This is a genomic window from Pseudomonas sp. RA_5y_Pfl1_P24 (assembly GCF_963970945.1).
Lineage (GTDB): Bacteria > Pseudomonadota > Gammaproteobacteria > Pseudomonadales > Pseudomonadaceae > Aquipseudomonas > Aquipseudomonas tritici.
On the sequence record NZ_CAXAOJ010000011.1, the window covers coordinates 86792 to 103220 of the forward strand.

Sequence of the window (16429 nt, forward strand, 5' to 3'; positions counted from 1 at the left end):
GTTTACCCTGTAGGAATGCGCTCGAATGTGGGAGCGGGCTTGCTCGCGATGAGGCCCGAACAAGCGCTAGGGATTTAGCCCTTGAACACTTCATCCAACAAGTTATGCATCGACTGAAAGGCCCGCGCAGCGGTCTTCGCGTCGTACATCATCGTGCCCGGCACATTCGCATGCGGGTCAGTGAAGGAATGTACCGCGCCGCCGTAGCTCAGCAACTGCCAATCCACACCCGCCGCGTTCATTTCATCTTCAAACGCCGGCAGTTGCTCTTTCGGCACCAACGGGTCGCAAGCACCGTGCAGCACCAGCACTGAACCCTTGATGTTCTTCGCATCCGCCGGATTCGGCGTGTCGAGGGTGCCGTGGAACGATACCGCAGCCTTCAACGGCGCACCGGTGCGCGCCAGCTCCAGGGAGCAGCAACCGCCAAAGCAGAACCCAAAGGTTGCCAACCTGGAGGTATCAACCTTCGCTTCGGCCTGGCCTTGCAACTGCTCGAAGGCCGCCTGCATACGCTGGGTCAGCAACGGGCGGTCATTCTTCAACGGCATCATCGCTGCGCCGGCTTCATCGCCATTCGACGGACGCACGGTTTGCCCGTACAGGTCGGCGATGAGCACCACGTAGCCCTTGCTGGCCACGCTTTTGGCGATCTCTTCGGCACCCGCACTCACACCCATCCAGTTCGGCGCCATCAGCAGGCCCGGCAACGGGCCTTTGTGGCTGGCATCGAACGCCAGGCGGCTTTCATAAGACTGGCCATCAATCTGATAGACCACGGAACGCACAGTGACTTGGCTCATCATTTACTCCAGTTGAGATGCACTAGAACGAAAAAACCCGCCGAGGCGGGTTTTCTCTACAACGGTGTCAAACCGACAGTTCAACCAACAGCTTGTTCAGGCGGCGCACATAGGCGGCCGGGTCTTTCAGGCTGTCGCCAGCAGCCAGGGCCGCTTGGTCGAAGAGGATGTGCGACAGGTCGCCAAAACGCTCTTCGTTCTGCTCGGCGTCGAGCTTCCCGATCAGCGGGTGAGCCGGGTTGAATTCGAAGATCGGCTTGGAATCCGGAACCTTTTGCCCGCTGGCTTCGAGGATCTGACGCATCTGCATGCCCAGGTCCGCTTCGCCGATGGCCAGGATCGCCGGGGAATCGGTCAGACGGTGGGAAACCCGCACTTCGCTGACAGCCTCGCCCAGGGACGCCTTGATCCGCTCAACCAGGCCTTCTTTGGCCTTGGCGACTTCTTCGGCTTCTTTCTTCTCTTCTTCGGAGTCCAGGTTACCCAGGTCCAGGTCACCACGGGCCACGTCGACAAAGGACTTGCCGTCGAAGTCGCTGAGGTAGCTCATCAGCCACTCATCGATACGGTCGGTCAGCAGCAGCACTTCGATGCCTTTCTTGCGGAAGACTTCCAGGTGCGGGCTGTTCTTGACCTGAGCGTAGGTTTCGCCGGTCAGGTAGTAGATCTTGTCCTGACCATCCTTGGCACGTGCCAGGTACTCGGCCAGCGACACAACTTGCTCGCCGCCCTCTTCATGAGTCGATGCAAAACGCAGCAGGCCGGCGATTTTTTCCTTGTTGGCGAAATCTTCAGCAGGGCCTTCTTTCATGACCTGGCCGAAGTTTTTCCAGAAGCCTTTGTATTGCTCAGGCTCGTTCTTCGCCAGTTTTTCCAGCATGTCGAGCACGCGCTTGGTCAGCGCCGACTTCATGGAGTCGATGATCGGGTCTTTCTGCAGGATTTCACGCGACACGTTCAGCGACAGGTCGTTGGAGTCGACCACGCCTTTGATAAAGCGCAGGTACAGCGGCAGGAAGGATTCCGCCTGGTCCATCACGAACACGCGCTGCACGTAGAGCTTGAGGCCCTTCGGCGCTTCACGCTGGTACAGGTCGAACGGAGCACGGGCCGGCACGTAGAGCAGCGAGCTGTATTCCAGCTTGCCTTCGACCTTGTTGTGGCTCCAGCTCAGCGGGTTTTCGTAGTCGTGACCGATGTGCTTGTAGAACTCCTGGTATTCCTCGTCCTTGATCTCGGTACGCGGACGGGTCCACAGCGCGCTGGCGCGGTTGACCACTTCCCATTCCTGGGCCGGCGCTTCTTCGCCTTCGGCAGCAGCCTGTTCTTTAGGCAGTTCGATGGGCAAAGCGATGTGGTCGGAGTACTTCTTGATAATGTTGCGCAGGCGCCAGCCATCGGCAAACTCGTCTTCACCGTCTTTGAGGTGCAGCACGATACACGTGCCACGGTCGGCCTTATCGATGGTAGCGATTTCGAACTCGCCCTCACCTTTGGATGACCAGTGCACGCCTTCACCGGCGGCAAGGCCGGCACGGCGACTGAACACTTCAACTTTATCGGCAACGATAAAGGCCGAGTAGAAGCCCACACCGAACTGGCCGATCAGGTGCGAATCTTTTTTCTGGTCGCCCGACAGATTCTTCATGAAATCAGCGGTACCGGATTTGGCGATGGTACCCAAGTGGGTAATCGCGTCTTCACGGCTCATGCCGATGCCGTTGTCTTCGAGGGTGACGGTCTTGGCGTCCTTGTCGAAGCTCACACGGATTTTCAGTTCGGCGCCACCTTCAAGCAACTCCGGCTTGGACAGGGCTTCGAAACGTAATTTGTCGACAGCGTCAGAGGCGTTCGAGATCAATTCGCGAAGGAAGATTTCCTTGTTGGAATACAGCGAATGGATCATGAGGTGCAGCAGTTGCTTCACCTCGGTCTGGAAGCCCAGGGTTTCCTTTTGAGTTTCCACACTCATGGTCATCAAACTCCAATTGGATGGTAGTGGCCGCGCCCTTGAGGGTTGGCGGCGGGTTGTCATCAAAGTTGGGGGCTAAGACCAGGATTTCAAGGGCAGCTCTGTTACTCGATTTTGAAATGCGCACGAGCGGTGGCGATGGGCTCGGCCGCGATGCTTTGCCAGGCGGTGATCGCCACGTTTGCCACTCGTCGGCCTTGGCGCCACACCTGGCATTTGGCGTAAGTGTCGCGAAATTGCCCGGCGCGCAGGTAATCCAGGGAAAAATCGATGATTTTCGGGATGCCTGGCGTACCGGTAAACACCAGTAGGTGCAGCGCCGCCGACAGTTCCATAAAGCCCGCTATCACCCCACCGTGCAGCGCCGGCAATATCGGGTTACCAATATTGTCCTTGTTGGCCGGCAGCCGAAACAGCAATTCATCTCCAAGCCGGGTGCATTCGATGCCGATCAGTTTGGCGTAAGGGATCAGGTTGAGCAGCGCCTCGTAATCGCCGCGCGCATGGGCCTGCTCCAGGCGGGTCTTGAAACGGTGCGTCATGCCTGTTCTCCCTTGAGCGTACTGCCCAGCCCTTGCGTGCCTTTGAGGCGCTTGCCCATGCGCATGAACGTACCCACCACATGGGCGATGGGTTGTTGAGCGTCATCCTGATAGGCGAAGCCACGGGTGAAGATCACGTCGGTGGTCACTCGATAGCATTGGGCGAACCCATACACCGGTTTATGTGGCGCGGCGGGATGCATGTAATCGACCCGCAGGTCGAGGGTCGGGCACACCTCGAACTCCGGCAATACACACAGGGTGGCCATGCCGCAGGCCGTGTCCATCAAGGAGGTCAGCGCGCCGCCGTGGATCACGCCGGTAGTGGGGTTTCCTACCAGATGCGCGGCGTAGGGCATGACAAGTGTGACGCCCTGCGCGTCGGCATGATGGGCGGTAATGCCCAACACCTGACAATGGCGCAAGGCCGATACAAAGCGTGTCGCACGCGCTAGCAGGGGATTTTCGGTCATCGTGTCTGGACTCTTATTTGTATGGATTCGCAATATCGGTGGCGCGTATGGAAGTTCCTAGGTGACTGTTTTTATATATCTTCGTAACAAAAGGAACTAATGCTGAACCGCCATGCTCGAAAGGCCAGTAGATATCTTCAATAAGGAGAAACACCCAATGCGCAAGACTTTAGCTATTTCCATGATGCTGGCCGCTGCCCTCGGTCTCGCTGCCTGCGACAAGAAATCCGAAGACAAAGCCCAAGACGCCGCAGCACATTCCGAGCAAGCTCAGAAAGACATGGCGAAGGCTCAGGATAAAGTGAACGACGCCGCGAAAGAAAATGCCGATGCTGCCAAAGCTCAGGCTGAATCTAACGACGCCGCCGCAAAAGAAGCAGCACCTGCTACCCCTGCCACCGGTTCTTGAGACCGCGGCTTGAAATAGCTTTGCTGCAAGAAGAAAGCCCGCTTAGATAGCGCAATGCTGTTCACTTAAGGATTGTTGACTAATCCTCAAGCAGCCGGAAAATCCGGAGTCTGATAAGGACTCCGGATTTTTTTATGCCTGTTGCCCAGGATTTAAGTGCTGTTCTAGATTTTGCTGAGCGGCCGCTCTCACGCCTTGAGGTGTTCGCCGATCATATTCCTGATGAGTGGATAACAGCAGCGGCCACGCTGGCTGATAAAGCGACGATCCGACGTCGCCGTCTGCCTTCGGACATGGTGCTTTGGCTGGTAATCGGGATGGCCCTTTTCAGGGGCGAGCCGGTCATTGAAGTCGCTCGTCGATTGAATATCTGCGCCGACGGACTTGCCAACGAGGTGCTCCTGGCCAAAAGCGCGCTGTCCCAGGCTCGCCAACGTCTGGGCAAGCAACCCATCGCCTGGCTGTTTCAGCAGTGCGCCAACGCCTGGGGATATGAGCGCTACCCACAAGACGACTGGCATGGGCTCCAGGTGTTTGCAGTTGATGGCGCCTTATTTCGAACACCGGAAACATCTGCCTTGCGAGAGCATTTCGGCTCTGGCAATACCTCTTCCGAACGTCAAACCCCATACCCGGTATTGCGCCTTGTTGCACTGATGAATGCCCGCTCGCACATCATTGCCAATGCGGCCATCAGCCCTTATCGAAAGGGCGAGATCCCACTGGCGAGGGATTTCGTTGAGGCCATACCCAACGATTCGGTGACGCTGCTGGATAAAGGCTTTTTCAGTGCGGACCTGTTACTGAGCATCCAAAGTCCTGAGCAAAACCGTCATTGGATGATCCCGGAACGCAAGGGCACGGTCCGTACGGAAATTGAGTGCTACGGCGATGGGGACTACCTGGTGCAGATGAAGGTCTCGCCACAGGCGCGTAAAAAGAACCCGGTTCTGCCTGAGTACTGGCAGGTGCGAGCCGTCAGCTATGAGGTCGAAGGCAAGGAAAAAACCGTCTTCACCTCGCTGCCCGCTTCACGCTTTAGCGCTGAGCAGGTCGCTACTCTTTATCATGAACGATGGGAGATCGAGCTGGGTTTTCGGGATATCAAAAGCTCAATGCAGGACAACGCATTGACCCTTCGCAGCAAGACCGTAGAGCTGGTGTATCAGGAGCTGTGGGGACTGTTGCTGGCGTACAACGTAGTGCGACGCGAGGCCAGCCAGGCAGCTGTTGCGCACAACCGAGCCCCCAGCGAGGTGAGCTTCAAGTTTGCCTGTCAGCATATCGCTAGCCATTTGGTGGTGATGGCTGGCGCCGTATCGCCATCACATACGCCAAGACGCCTGGAAGAGCTTCGCGGCAGCATAGGTGTGCTCTTCATAACAAAACGCCCCAGGCCAGCAAGGCCCAGGGCGGTGAAGATGTCAAAAACCCGGTATCCGATTAACCGCAATGCTGCTCCGCTTAAGTGAACAGCATTGCGCTTAGATAGCGGGCTTTCTTTTGTCTGGCATTTAGAGTTGACGGTTTAACTAAATCGTCTCTTTAACCACTTCCGGCAACGGCGTATCGGTCTGCGTATACACCATCACTTGCAGTACGTCGGAATGAAACTCCCGGCGATACAACACCAGCACCACTCCACTGCTCATCAACATGAACAACCAGGGGCTGACAAACCACGCGAGCATGGTCATGCCGAAGTAATAAGCGCGCAGACCAAAGTTGAACTGGTTGGCGGCCATGGAGATCACCCGTGCCGCGCGCAGGGCAAATGCGTTGCGCTCCTGCTCCGACACGTGCCGCTCGCCGATCATCGGTGCCGAGCCCACCAGCACCGCCGCGAAGTTGTATTGGCGCATGCACCAGCTGAACGTGAAAAACGCATAGACGAATACCAGCGCCAGGCATAGCAGCTTGATCTCTGACATGCCTTGGGAGGCCTGCTGCACCATGGGGATGTCCGCCAACAGCGACACCGCGCGCTCCGAGGCGCCGAGCACGGTGAGAATACCGGCCAGGATAATCAAGGTACTGGAGGCGAAGAACGAGGCGTTGCGTTCCAGGTTGCCGATCACACTGGCATCGGCGATGCGGTTGTCGCGCAACAGCATGCGGCGCATCCAGTCTTCGCGATACAGATGCAGCACGCTGGCGAGGCACGCGGTGTCCCGGGCTTTCCAGGTGGCATAGCGGGTGTACCCTCCCCAGCAGAGGACGAACCAGAGGGCGGCAAGCAGGTGGATCTGATTGGTTTCGACGAACGACATGTGGATCCTGTTGCACGGTGGTGTGGATGTTAACGCAGTCTAAAATGTGGGGGCGGGCTTGCTCGCTCCCATATTTACTGCGCTCCAACTTTAGAAGGTTGTTGTCTCATAAGCATAAAAAATGCCCCGTATCGATTGATACGGGGCATTTCAGTACTGCGAGAACGTAGGTTATGCGATTGCTTCGCTGCGCTTACCGAGCATGCGGTCAACCACCACCGCAACCCCCAGGGTCATCACCGAAGGCACCAGCCACGCCAGGCCCTGCTCGCTCAACGGCAAATTTGCAAACTGCGACGGCAACCAACCCGCCAGACCCGCCCCCTTGAGCGCGTCGATGCAGCCAAAGATGAACGACACCAACATCACCGGTCCAACGATACGGCCCTGCTCCTGCCAGAAGTCTTTGCAGAAGCTCAGCGCAACCAGCACGATGCACGGCGGATAGATCGCGGTGAGTACCGGGATCGAGAAGGCAATCAGCTTGGTCAGGCCCAGGTTGGACACGAACAGCGAGAACAGCGCCAGGATCACCACCAGGGTCTTGTAGGAGAGCGGCAAGACGCGGCTGAAGTACTCGGCGCAGGCACAGGTGAGGCCAACAGCCGTGACCAGGCACGCCAGGGAGATCAGCACAGCCAGGAAGCCGCTGCCCAGGGAACCAAACGTGTGTTGCACATAGGCGTGTAATACGGCGGCGCCATTGGCAGCACCGGCGGCGACTTCATGGCTGCCCGAACCAAGGCGGAACAGGCTGACATACACCAGCGCCAAGCCCACACCGGCGATCAAGCCGGCGATGATTGCGTAGCGGGTGATCAGCTTTGGCGACTCCAGGCCACGGGAGCGAATGGCGTTGACGATCACGATGCCGAACACCAGGGCGCCCAGGGTATCCATGGTCAGGTAGCCATTGATGAAGCCTTGTGAGAACGGCGCAGCCACGTATTCCGGGGTAGCGACACCCACGTCACCGGCCGGCAAGGCAAACGCGGCGATGCCGAGGATGGCCAAGGCAATGATCTTCAGCGGTGCGAGGAATCGACCCACGGTGTCCAGCAGTCGGCCTGGGTACAGGGAGACAAAGAACACCACCAGGAAATACACCGAACTGTAGAGGAACAGCGCCAACGGGCTTTCGCCGGTCAGCGGTGCCAGGCCCACCTCAAAGGATACGGTCGCGGTACGCGGCGTGGCGAACAGCGGCCCTACCGCCAGATACGCCGCCGCCGCCAGCAGGCCACCGGCAATCTTGCCGATCGGGCTGCTCAACGCGTCCATACCGCCGCCAACCTTGGCCAGCGCGATCACGGTGACCACCGGCAAACCCACCGCGGTGATCAAAAAGCCCAGCGCTGCCATCCAAACGTGAGGCCCGGACTGCAAACCCACAATAGGCGGGAAGATGATGTTGCCGGCGCCCACGAACAGGGCAAAGGTCATAAAACCCAGCGCCAGGATGTCCTGGCCTTTCAACACTTTCATTTGAGGAAATACCACACTACTGAATCGGAATTTAGAGAGGGATTCCCTATGGATGAGGGAAATACTGCCGGCCCTTATGGGAGCCGACCGGTCTAGCGCGCGGCTTCCTTTTGGGATGCGGGCGCATAAAGAGGCGGCTAGGGTACAGAATTGGGCTGACAAACGCACTGTTGCGGGGCGGACTGTCCGATAAGCGACAGTTCCATGTCGCATTCTCGTAAGAGCAGCAACAAGTGGCAAGCTTCAAGCGGCAAGAAGCACCGCATGCTTCTCTCTTACCGCTTAAAGCTTGCCGCTTATAGCTGCCTTTAAACGCACAAAGGCCACCCGAAGGTGGCCTTTGTGTGGGTAAAGCGTCAGCTAAGCGCGAGGCTTATTTGACAGCCCAACCCGTCAGCTCGGACAAAGCCTTGCCGATGTCTGCCAGCGAACGCACGGTTTTAACGCCTGCGTCTTCCAGGGCTGCAAACTTCTCGTCTGCAGTGCCCTTGCCGCCAGAGATGATTGCGCCAGCATGGCCCATGCGCTTGCCAGCAGGGGCAGTCACACCAGCGATGTAGGAAACAACCGGCTTGGTCACGTGTGCCTTGATGTAGGCAGCCGCTTCTTCTTCAGCCGAACCGCCGATCTCACCGATCATGACGATCGCTTCGGTCTTCGGGTCTTCCTGGAACAGCTTCAGGATGTCGATGAAGTTGGAGCCTGGGATCGGGTCACCGCCGATGCCGACGCAAGTCGACTGACCGAAACCGGCGTCAGTGGTCTGCTTAACAGCTTCGTAGGTCAGGGTGCCGGAACGGGAAACGATACCGACTTTGCCTGGCAAGTGAATGTGACCTGGCATGATGCCGATCTTGCATTCGCCTGGGGTGATCACGCCTGGGCAGTTAGGGCCGATCAGGGTAACACCCAGCTCGTCGCACTTAACTTTAGCGTCCAGCATGTCCAGGGTAGGAATGCCTTCGGTGATGCAAACGATCAGCTTGATGCCGCCGAAGGCTGCTTCCAGGATGGAGTCCTTGCAGAAAGGAGCTGGAACGTAGATCACGCTGGCGGTAGCGCCAGTGGTTTCTACAGCTTCTTTCACGGTGTTGAACACTGGCAAACCCAGGTGCTCGGTACCGCCTTTACCAGGAGTAACGCCACCCACCATCTTGGTGCCGTATTCGATGGCTTGCTGGGTATGGAAACTACCTTGCGAACCGGTAATACCCTGGCAGATAACTTTGGTGTCTTTATTGATCAGGACGCTCATTATTTGCCCTCCGCAGCTTTGACAACTTGTTGAGCAGCGTCGGTCAGGCTGGTAGCCGCGATGATGTTCAAACCGCTTTCTGCCAGTACTTTAGCGCCCAGTTCAGCGTTGTTACCTTCAAGGCGAACAACAACCGGGATTTTAACGCCGACTTCTTTCACTGCACCGATGATGCCTTCGGCAATCATGTCGCAACGAACGATGCCGCCGAAGATATTGACCAGTACTGCAGCGACGTTGGCGTCGGACAGGATGATCTTGAAGGCTTCGGTCACGCGTTCTTTGGTGGCACCACCGCCTACGTCGAGGAAGTTGGCTGGTTTGCCGCCATGCAGGTTGACGATGTCCATGGTACCCATGGCCAGGCCAGCACCGTTGACCATGCAACCGATGTTACCTTCCAGCGCTACGTAGTTCAGTTCGAACTTGGCAGCGTGCGCTTCGCGCGGATCGTCTTGCGACGGATCGTGGAAAGTCTTCAGCTTAGGCTGACGGTACATGGCGTTGGCGTCGATGTTGATCTTGGCGTCCAGGCAGTGCAGATCGCCGTCAGCCTTGATCACCAGCGGGTTCACTTCCAGCAGGGCCAGATCGTGATCCTGGAACAGTTTGGCCAGACCCACAAAGATCTTGGCGAACTGGGCAACTTGCTTGCCTTCCAGGCCCAGCTGGAATGCCAACTCGCGACCTTGGAATGGCTGAGCGCCAACCAGTGGATCGATAGTGGCTTTCAGAATTTTTTCTGGGGTTTCGTGAGCGATTTTCTCGATGTCCACGCCACCTTCGGTGGAAGCCATGAACACGATGCGACGGCTCGAACGGTCAACGACAGCGCCCAGGTACAGCTCTTTAGCGATATCAGTGCACGATTCAACCAGGATCTTGGTGACTGGCTGGCCATTGGCATCAGTCTGGTAAGTCACCAGACGCTTGCCCAGCCACTGCTGTGCGAAGGCTTTGGCGTCTTCTTTGCTGCGAACCAGCTTAACGCCGCCCGCTTTACCGCGACCACCAGCGTGGACCTGGGCTTTGACAACCCACTCGGTGCCGCCGATTTTGTCGCACGCTTCCGCTGCTGCTTCCGGGGTGTCTACTGCGTAGCCCTTGGATACTGGCAGGCCGTATTCAGCGAACAGCTGCTTACCCTGATACTCGTGAAGATTCATGCTTTTTACCGTCTTCGTTAGGTACTGCGCATTCGGCGCTGCGCTCATTATGAGTGCCGCGCCACCTGTGACTGCTGCTTGCGCAACTTGCGGGGCTCAGGGCCCGTAAAGCTGCGCAAGACTGCGTCCAGCGGATATTCCGCGGTGAGTCTTGCGCGCAAGGCTCACGACGGGCAACTCCGCCGTGGTTTCTTATTATCTCGCTTAGCGCTTCTTGCGGTTGGCGATGTGGATGGCGCCGCCATTCACCGCCAACGCTGCTTCGTGCAACGCTTCGGACAGGGTCGGATGGGAGAAGACCATCATGCCCAGGTCCTCGGCACTGGTGCCGAATTCCATACCGATCGCGCCTTGCTGAACCAGTTCTGCAGCGCTTGGGCCAATCACGTGGACGCCCAATACGCGGTCAGTCTTGGCATCAGCGATGACTTTGACAAAACCACCGGTGTCGTTGGCTGCCATGGCACGGCCAGAAGCAGCAAACGGGAAGGTGCCGACGTTAACTTCAACGCCTTCAGCTTTCAACTGCTGTTCGTTCTTGCCGACCCATGCAATTTCCGGGTGGGTGTAGATAACCGATGGGACCAGGTCGTAGTTCATCTGGGTCTTGTGACCCTTGATGCGCTCGACAACCATAATGCCTTCTTCGGAAGCCTTGTGCGCGAGCATCATGCCGCGAACCACGTCACCGATGGCGTACACGCCAGGCACGGTGGTAGCGCAGTGATCGTCAACGTGGATGAAGCCACGTTCGTCGATGTTCACGCCGCTGTCAGCTGCCAGCAGGTCAGTGGTCACTGGACGGCGACCAACGGCTACGATCAGCTTGTCGAATGTGATGGTCTGCTCGCCTTCTTTATCGGTGTAGGTCACAACGACTTCTTCGCCGTTGACCTTGGAACCGGTAACACGGGCGCCCAGCTTGATGTCCAGACCTTGCTTGGTCAGGGTTTTCAGGGCTTCTTTGGACACCGCGGTGTCGGCAGCCAGCAGGAACGTGTCCAGAGCTTCCAGCACGGTGACGTCGGACCCCAAACGGGACCATACCGAACCCAGTTCCAGGCCGATCACGCCAGCGCCGATCACGCCAAGACGCTTAGGAATCGATTGGAACTCCAGGGCGCCGGTCGAATCAACGATCACGTTCTGGTCAACTGGAGCAGGTGGGATGTCGATTGGGCGCGAACCTGGGGCCAGGATCACGTTCTCGGCTTCGATGACTTCAACCGAGCCGTCTGGCTTGGTGATTTCAACTTTCTTGCCGGCCAGCAACTTGCCGTGACCTTGCAGGGAAGTCACGCCGTTGGCCTTGAACAAGGTGGCAACGCCGGAAGTCAGGCCTTTAACGATGTTGGCTTTACGGCCGATCATCGCTGGCACGTCCATGGTCACGCCAGCGTGGTTAATGCCGTGGATCGCGAAACCGTCTTGGGCTTCGTGGAATTTCCAGGAGCTGTCCAGCAGCGCCTTGGAAGGAATGCAACCAACGTTCAGGCAAGTACCGCCCAATGCCAGTTTGCCTTCCTTGTCGGTGTATTTTTCGATGCAAGCAGTCGAGAGGCCCAGTTGTGCGGCCTTGATGGCGGCAACATAGCCGCCAGGACCTGCACCAATCACTACAACGTCAAATTTCTGTGTCATAAAAAGGTTCCCTTTTTAGCTGCAAGCTACAAGCTGCACGCCGCAAGTTGAAAGCACCGTTCGCCGCTTTGGGCTTGGCGCTTTCAGCTTGCGACTTGCAGCTGCTTTTTAGATATCCAGAAGCAGACGAGCTGGGTCTTCCAGCAGGTTTTTGATGGTCACCAGGAAAGTCACGGCTTCTTTACCATCGATCAGGCGGTGATCGTAAGACAGTGCCAGGTACATCATCGGGCGGATCACGACTTGGCCGTTGATGGCCATCGGACGCTGGATGATGTTGTGCATGCCCAGGATTGCGGCTTGTGGCGGGTTGACGATCGGCGTCGACATCATCGAACCGAAGGTACCACCGTTAGTGATGGTGAACGTACCGCCGGTCATCTCGTCGATGGTCAGCTTGCCGTCACGGGCTTTCTTGCCGAAGCCTGCGATGCCGCCTTCGATTTCAGCCAGGCTCATCAGCTCGGCGTTACGCAGTACTGGAACTACCAGGCCACGGTCGCTGGACACGGCAACGCCGATGTCTGCATAGCCGTGGTAAACGATGTCGGTACCATCGATCGAAGCGTTGACTGCCGGGTAGCGTTTCAGCGCTTCAGTAGCCGCTTTCACGAAGAACGACATGAAGCCAAGGCGCACGCCGTTGTGGGACTTCTCGAACAGATCCTTGTACTTCGAACGCAGGGCCATGACTTCGGTCATGTCGACTTCGTTGAAGGTAGTCAGCATCGCCATGTTCGACTGTGCTTCAACCAGACGCTTGGCCACGGTGGCCCGTACGCGGGTCATCGGTACGCGCTTCTCGGTGCGGTCGCCAGCGGCGAACACAGGCGCAGCGGCAGCCGGGGCAGCTGCCTTGGCAGGTGCGGCGGCTGGAGCGTTTTTCTTGGCTTCAACTGCAGCCACCACGTCTTCCTTGGTCACACGGCCGTCTTTGCCGGTGCCTTTGATGGACGACAGGTTGATGCCGTTTTCTTCAGCCAGCTGACGGGCAGCCGGTGCAGCGATGGGATCTTCGCCACCTGCAGCCGGAGCAGCAGCGGGAGCCGAAGCAGCAGCCGGTGCAGCGGCAGCAGGAGCAGCGGCAGCAGGAGCAGCGGCAGCAGCGCTGCCCTCTTCGATCGAGCCCAGCACCTGGTTCGACAGAACGGTAGCGCCTTCTTCGGCAACGATTGCACCCAGTACGCCGTCAGCTTCGGCCAACACTTCCAGAACGACTTTGTCGGTCTCGATGTCGACGATCAGGTCGTCACGCTTTACAGCGTCGCCTGGTTTCTTGTGCCAGGTGGCAACGGTGCCATCGGCAACCGATTCCGGGAATGACGGGGCTTTGATTTCGATAGCCATTATCTGTGGGTCCTTAAAATTCGGTTTCAGTCAGCGCGAAGGCGTTAAACAGTGAAAGCATCTTGCAGCAGTTTTTCCTGCTGCTCGGCGTGCATCGACGCATAACCACACGCGGGTGCAGCAGAAGCGTCACGACCGGCATATTCCAGGCCCAGGGCCTGCTTATGGTTACCGATGCTGCGACGCAAATGATGCTGGCTGCTGTACCAAGCGCCCTGGTTCATCGGTTCTTCCTGGCACCACACAACATTAGTGAGGTTGGTGTAAGGCGCGATGGCCTCCATCAGGTCGTCTTCCGGGAACGGGTAAAGCTGCTCGATACGCACGATGGCGATGTCTTCGCGGCCTTCGGCACGGCGTTTTTCCAGCAGGTCGTAGTAGACCTTGCCGCTGCACAGGACCAGGCGAGTCACTTTCGCCGCGTCCAGCGTATCGATCTCTGGAATAACGGTCTGGAACGAACCATCCGCCAGATCTTCCAGGGTCGAGATGGCCAATTTATGACGCAGCAGCGACTTCGGTGTCAGTACCACCAGCGGCTTGCGCAGCGGGCGGATCACCTGGCGACGCAGCAAGTGGTAGATCTGGGCCGGGGTAGTCGGCACGCACACCTGGATGTTGTGCTCGGCGCACAGCTGCAGGTAACGCTCCAGACGGGCCGAGGAGTGCTCCGGACCCTGACCTTCATAACCGTGTGGCAGCAGCATGGTCAGACCGCACAGACGGCCCCACTTGTGCTCGCCGCTGGTGATGAACTGGTCGATAACCACCTGGGCACCGTTGGCGAAGTCGCCGAACTGGGCTTCCCAGATCACCAGCGCCTGCGGCATGGTGGTCGAGTAACCGTATTCGAACGCCAGTACCGCTTCTTCGGACAGGAACGAATCGTACAGGTCGAAACGTGGCTGGCCAGCGTACAGGTTCTGCAACGGGATATAGGTGCCCGCGTCTTTCTGGTTGTGCAGCACAGCATGACGGTGCGAGAACGTACCACGGCCGATGTCCTGGCCAGTCATGCGGATAGGGTGACCTTCGAACGCCAGGGTCGCGTACGCCATGGTTTCGGCGTAACCCCAGTTGATCGGCAGGCCGCCGGCTTGCATCTTCTGACGGTCTTCGTAGATCTTCGCAACCTGGCGCTGAACCACGAAACCTTCCGGGATTTCCAGCAGCTTGGCGGACAACTCCTGCAAGGTCTTCAGATCGAACGACGTATCGTGACGCGCAGTCCAGGCGTGGCCCAGGTACGGACGCCAGTCAACGAACAACTCTTTGTTCGGCTCTTTAACCAGGCTTTTTACAACATGCAGACCATTGTCCAGCGCGTTGCGGTATTCATCGACTTTCGCCTGAACACGCGCATCGTCAACCACGCCGGCCTTGGTCAGGCTTTCGGCGTACAGCTCACGGGTAGTGCGCTGCTTGGTGATCTGCTGATACATCAACGGCTGAGTACCGCTTGGCTCGTCCGCTTCGTTGTGACCGCGACGGCGGTAGCAAACCAGGTCGATCACCACATCGCGCTTGAACTGCATGCGGTAATCAATGGCCAACTGGGTCACAAACAGCACAGCTTCCGGATCATCGCCATTCACATGGAGGATCGGCGCCTGGATCATCTTGGCAACGTCGGTCGCGTACTCGGTAGAGCGCGCGTCCAGCGGGTTGCTGATGGTGAAGCCAACCTGGTTGTTGATGACGATGTGAACGGTACCGCCGGTCTTGAAGCCGCGGGTCTGCGACATCTGGAACGTTTCCAGGACCACGCCTTGACCGGCGAAAGCCGCGTCACCGTGGATGGAAATCGGCAGAACCTTTTCACCGGTGGTGTCATTACGACGATCCTGGCGAGCACGGACCGAACCCTCGACCACTGGAGAAACAATTTCCAGGTGGGATGGGTTGAAGGCCATGGCCAGGTGAACTTCACCGCCGGTGGTCATCACGTTGGACGAGAAGCCCTGGTGGTATTTAACGTCACCGGAACCCAGCTCAACCTTCTTCTTGCCTTCGAACTCGTCGAACAGCTCACGCGGGTTCTTGCCGAAGGTGTTGACCAACACGTTCAAGCGACCACGGTGAGCCATGCCGATCACGATTTCCTTGGTGCCGTAGGAACCGGAACGCTGGATCAACTCGTCGAGCATCGGGATCAGGCTTTCGCCGCCTTCCAGACCGAAACGCTTGGTGCCCGGGTATTTGGTACCCAGGTACTTTTCCAGGCCTTCGGCAGCGGTTACGCGCTCGAGCAGATGGCTGCGGACATCGTCAGACAGCACTGGACGACCACGCACACCTTCCAGACGGTGCTGGAACCAGTGGCGTTGCTCGGAATCGGTGATGTGCGTGAACTCAGCGCCAATGGTGCGGCAATATGTCTGCTGCAACGCTTCGTGAATTTCGCGTAGGCTCGCTTCCTCTTTGCCGATGAACAGGTCGCCGGCACGGAAGGTCGTATCAAGATCGGCATTGGTCAAGCCGTAATGATTGATCGACAGGTCAGCAGGTGCAGGACGCTTCCAGAGCCCCAGCGGATCAAGCTGGGCCGCCTGGTGGCCACGCATCCGGTAGGCCTGGATCAGTCGCAACACCTCAACTTGCTTCTTCTCGTGCTCACTGCTCACGCTGCCGGCGGAAACCGGTTGGGCGCGGCGCTGGTTCTTTGCCAGCAGCACAAACTGATCGCGAATCGTGGCGTGCGATACATCGGTGGCAGCGTTGCCGTCTGAAGACAACGTCTGAAATTTGGTGCGCCATTCTTCTGGCACAGCGTTAGGGTCGTGCAGGTAGAGCTCATAAAGCTCTTCCACATAGGCAGCGTTACCACCTGAAAGATAGCCGCTGTTCCACATGCGCTGCATCACGCTTTCTTGCATGCTTGGTCACCCTCGATTTGGGGACACCACCGGCGAAAACACCGAGTTTGCTTGCAAAAGGCCAAGTGCAGCGACCAAAACAAGCCACTTAGGATCACGCTGATAGTTCGGGTACCAACCCGAATGCCCCTGCTTGTCTCATTTCTTCAAAATAAGAGCCGCGGCTTTGTAAGTCGCTGCTCAAGTTAAA

Annotated in this window: 13 protein-coding genes; 2 read left to right on the plus strand and 11 right to left on the minus strand. The window is 57.8% G+C overall.

What is annotated here, in order from left to right:
* Positions 1-74: 74 nt before the first annotated feature.
* The 4 genes from AACY30_RS19675 to AACY30_RS19690 all read right to left on the minus strand — a co-directional run bounded on the left by AACY30_RS19675 (position 75) and on the right by AACY30_RS19690 (position 3790).
* Positions 75-803: a dienelactone hydrolase family protein gene (locus AACY30_RS19675; RefSeq protein WP_339470341.1), complete on the minus strand. Its 729-nt coding sequence runs from the start codon at positions 801-803 to the stop codon at positions 75-77.
* 67 nt (positions 804-870) lie between these two features.
* Positions 871-2775, minus strand: coding sequence for a molecular chaperone HtpG (gene htpG, locus AACY30_RS19680; protein WP_339470343.1), 1905 nt, complete (start codon positions 2773-2775; stop codon positions 871-873).
* 104 nt (positions 2776-2879) lie between these two features.
* Entirely contained in the window at positions 2880-3317 is a 438-nt protein-coding gene (locus AACY30_RS19685) for a PaaI family thioesterase (protein ID WP_339470345.1), read from the minus strand.
* Positions 3314-3790, minus strand: a complete 477-nt coding sequence (locus AACY30_RS19690; protein ID WP_339470347.1) for a PaaI family thioesterase — start codon at positions 3788-3790, stop codon at positions 3314-3316. The genes AACY30_RS19685 and AACY30_RS19690 overlap by 4 nt, the downstream gene beginning before the upstream one ends.
* Positions 3791-3947: 157 nt before the next feature.
* Here AACY30_RS19690 and AACY30_RS19695 point away from each other — a divergent pair, with 157 nt between their 5' ends.
* Positions 3948-4199 carry a hypothetical protein gene (locus AACY30_RS19695; protein ID WP_090407089.1) on the plus strand — a complete coding sequence of 84 codons (252 nt, stop codon included), beginning with the start codon at positions 3948-3950 and terminating at the stop codon, positions 4197-4199.
* 134 nt (positions 4200-4333) lie between these two features.
* On the plus strand, positions 4334-5671 hold the full coding sequence (locus tag AACY30_RS19700) for an IS4 family transposase (RefSeq protein WP_339540983.1): 1338 nt from the start codon (positions 4334-4336) through the stop codon (positions 5669-5671).
* Between the two features lie 60 nt (positions 5672-5731).
* Here the strand turns inward: AACY30_RS19700 and AACY30_RS19705 are convergent, their stop codons facing one another.
* From AACY30_RS19705 to AACY30_RS19735, 7 genes are all read right to left on the minus strand, one after another.
* On the minus strand, positions 5732-6469 hold the full coding sequence (locus AACY30_RS19705; RefSeq protein WP_339414676.1) for a DUF599 domain-containing protein: 738 nt from the start codon (positions 6467-6469) through the stop codon (positions 5732-5734).
* A gap of 171 nt (positions 6470-6640) precedes the next feature.
* The gene (gene brnQ / locus AACY30_RS19710; RefSeq protein WP_339540984.1) at positions 6641-7954 is read right to left on the minus strand and encodes a branched-chain amino acid transport system II carrier protein; all 1314 of its coding nucleotides are present in this window, start codon (positions 7952-7954) and stop codon (positions 6641-6643) included.
* A gap of 373 nt (positions 7955-8327) precedes the next feature.
* The gene (gene sucD, locus AACY30_RS19715) at positions 8328-9209 is read right to left on the minus strand and encodes a succinate--CoA ligase subunit alpha (RefSeq protein ID WP_065872666.1); all 882 of its coding nucleotides are present in this window, start codon (positions 9207-9209) and stop codon (positions 8328-8330) included.
* Entirely contained in the window at positions 9209-10375 is a 1167-nt protein-coding gene (gene sucC / locus AACY30_RS19720; protein WP_060754516.1) for an ADP-forming succinate--CoA ligase subunit beta, read from the minus strand. Before sucC ends, sucD begins: the two co-directional genes overlap by 1 nt.
* A 204-nt stretch (positions 10376-10579) precedes the next feature.
* On the minus strand, positions 10580-12016 hold the full coding sequence (gene lpdA / locus AACY30_RS19725) for a dihydrolipoyl dehydrogenase (protein ID WP_339414678.1): 1437 nt from the start codon (positions 12014-12016) through the stop codon (positions 10580-10582).
* Between the two features lie 108 nt (positions 12017-12124).
* On the minus strand, positions 12125-13363 hold the full coding sequence (odhB, locus tag AACY30_RS19730; protein ID WP_339540985.1) for a 2-oxoglutarate dehydrogenase complex dihydrolipoyllysine-residue succinyltransferase: 1239 nt from the start codon (positions 13361-13363) through the stop codon (positions 12125-12127).
* A 44-nt stretch (positions 13364-13407) separates the two neighbouring features.
* A complete protein-coding gene (locus AACY30_RS19735) occupies positions 13408-16239 on the minus strand; it encodes a 2-oxoglutarate dehydrogenase E1 component (RefSeq protein ID WP_339470349.1) in 2832 nt (943 codons plus the stop codon).
* Positions 16240-16429: the final 190 nt, after the last annotated feature.

Bases quoted from the DNA above. Each gene is read 5' to 3' on its own strand.
- AACY30_RS19675 (WP_339470341.1), bottom strand. From the start codon at position 803: ATGAGCCAAGTCACTGTGCGTTCCGTGGTCTATCAGATTGATGGCCAG.
- htpG (WP_339470343.1), bottom strand. From the start codon at position 2,775: ATGAGTGTGGAAACTCAAAAGGAAACCCTGGGCTTCCAGACCGAGGTG.
- AACY30_RS19685 (WP_339470345.1), bottom strand. From the start codon at position 3,317: ATGACGCACCGTTTCAAGACCCGCCTGGAGCAGGCCCATGCGCGCGGC.
- AACY30_RS19690 (WP_339470347.1), bottom strand. From the start codon at position 3,790: ATGACCGAAAATCCCCTGCTAGCGCGTGCGACACGCTTTGTATCGGCC.
- AACY30_RS19695 (WP_090407089.1), top strand. From the start codon at position 3,948: ATGCGCAAGACTTTAGCTATTTCCATGATGCTGGCCGCTGCCCTCGGT.
- AACY30_RS19700 (WP_339540983.1), top strand. From the start codon at position 4,334: ATGCCTGTTGCCCAGGATTTAAGTGCTGTTCTAGATTTTGCTGAGCGG.
- AACY30_RS19705 (WP_339414676.1), bottom strand. From the start codon at position 6,469: ATGTCGTTCGTCGAAACCAATCAGATCCACCTGCTTGCCGCCCTCTGG.
- brnQ (WP_339540984.1), bottom strand. From the start codon at position 7,954: ATGAAAGTGTTGAAAGGCCAGGACATCCTGGCGCTGGGTTTTATGACC.
- sucD (WP_065872666.1), bottom strand. From the start codon at position 9,209: ATGAGCGTCCTGATCAATAAAGACACCAAAGTTATCTGCCAGGGTATT.
- sucC (WP_060754516.1), bottom strand. From the start codon at position 10,375: ATGAATCTTCACGAGTATCAGGGTAAGCAGCTGTTCGCTGAATACGGC.
- lpdA (WP_339414678.1), bottom strand. From the start codon at position 12,016: ATGACACAGAAATTTGACGTTGTAGTGATTGGTGCAGGTCCTGGCGGC.
- odhB (WP_339540985.1), bottom strand. From the start codon at position 13,363: ATGGCTATCGAAATCAAAGCCCCGTCATTCCCGGAATCGGTTGCCGAT.
- AACY30_RS19735 (WP_339470349.1), bottom strand. From the start codon at position 16,239: ATGCAAGAAAGCGTGATGCAGCGCATGTGGAACAGCGGCTATCTTTCA.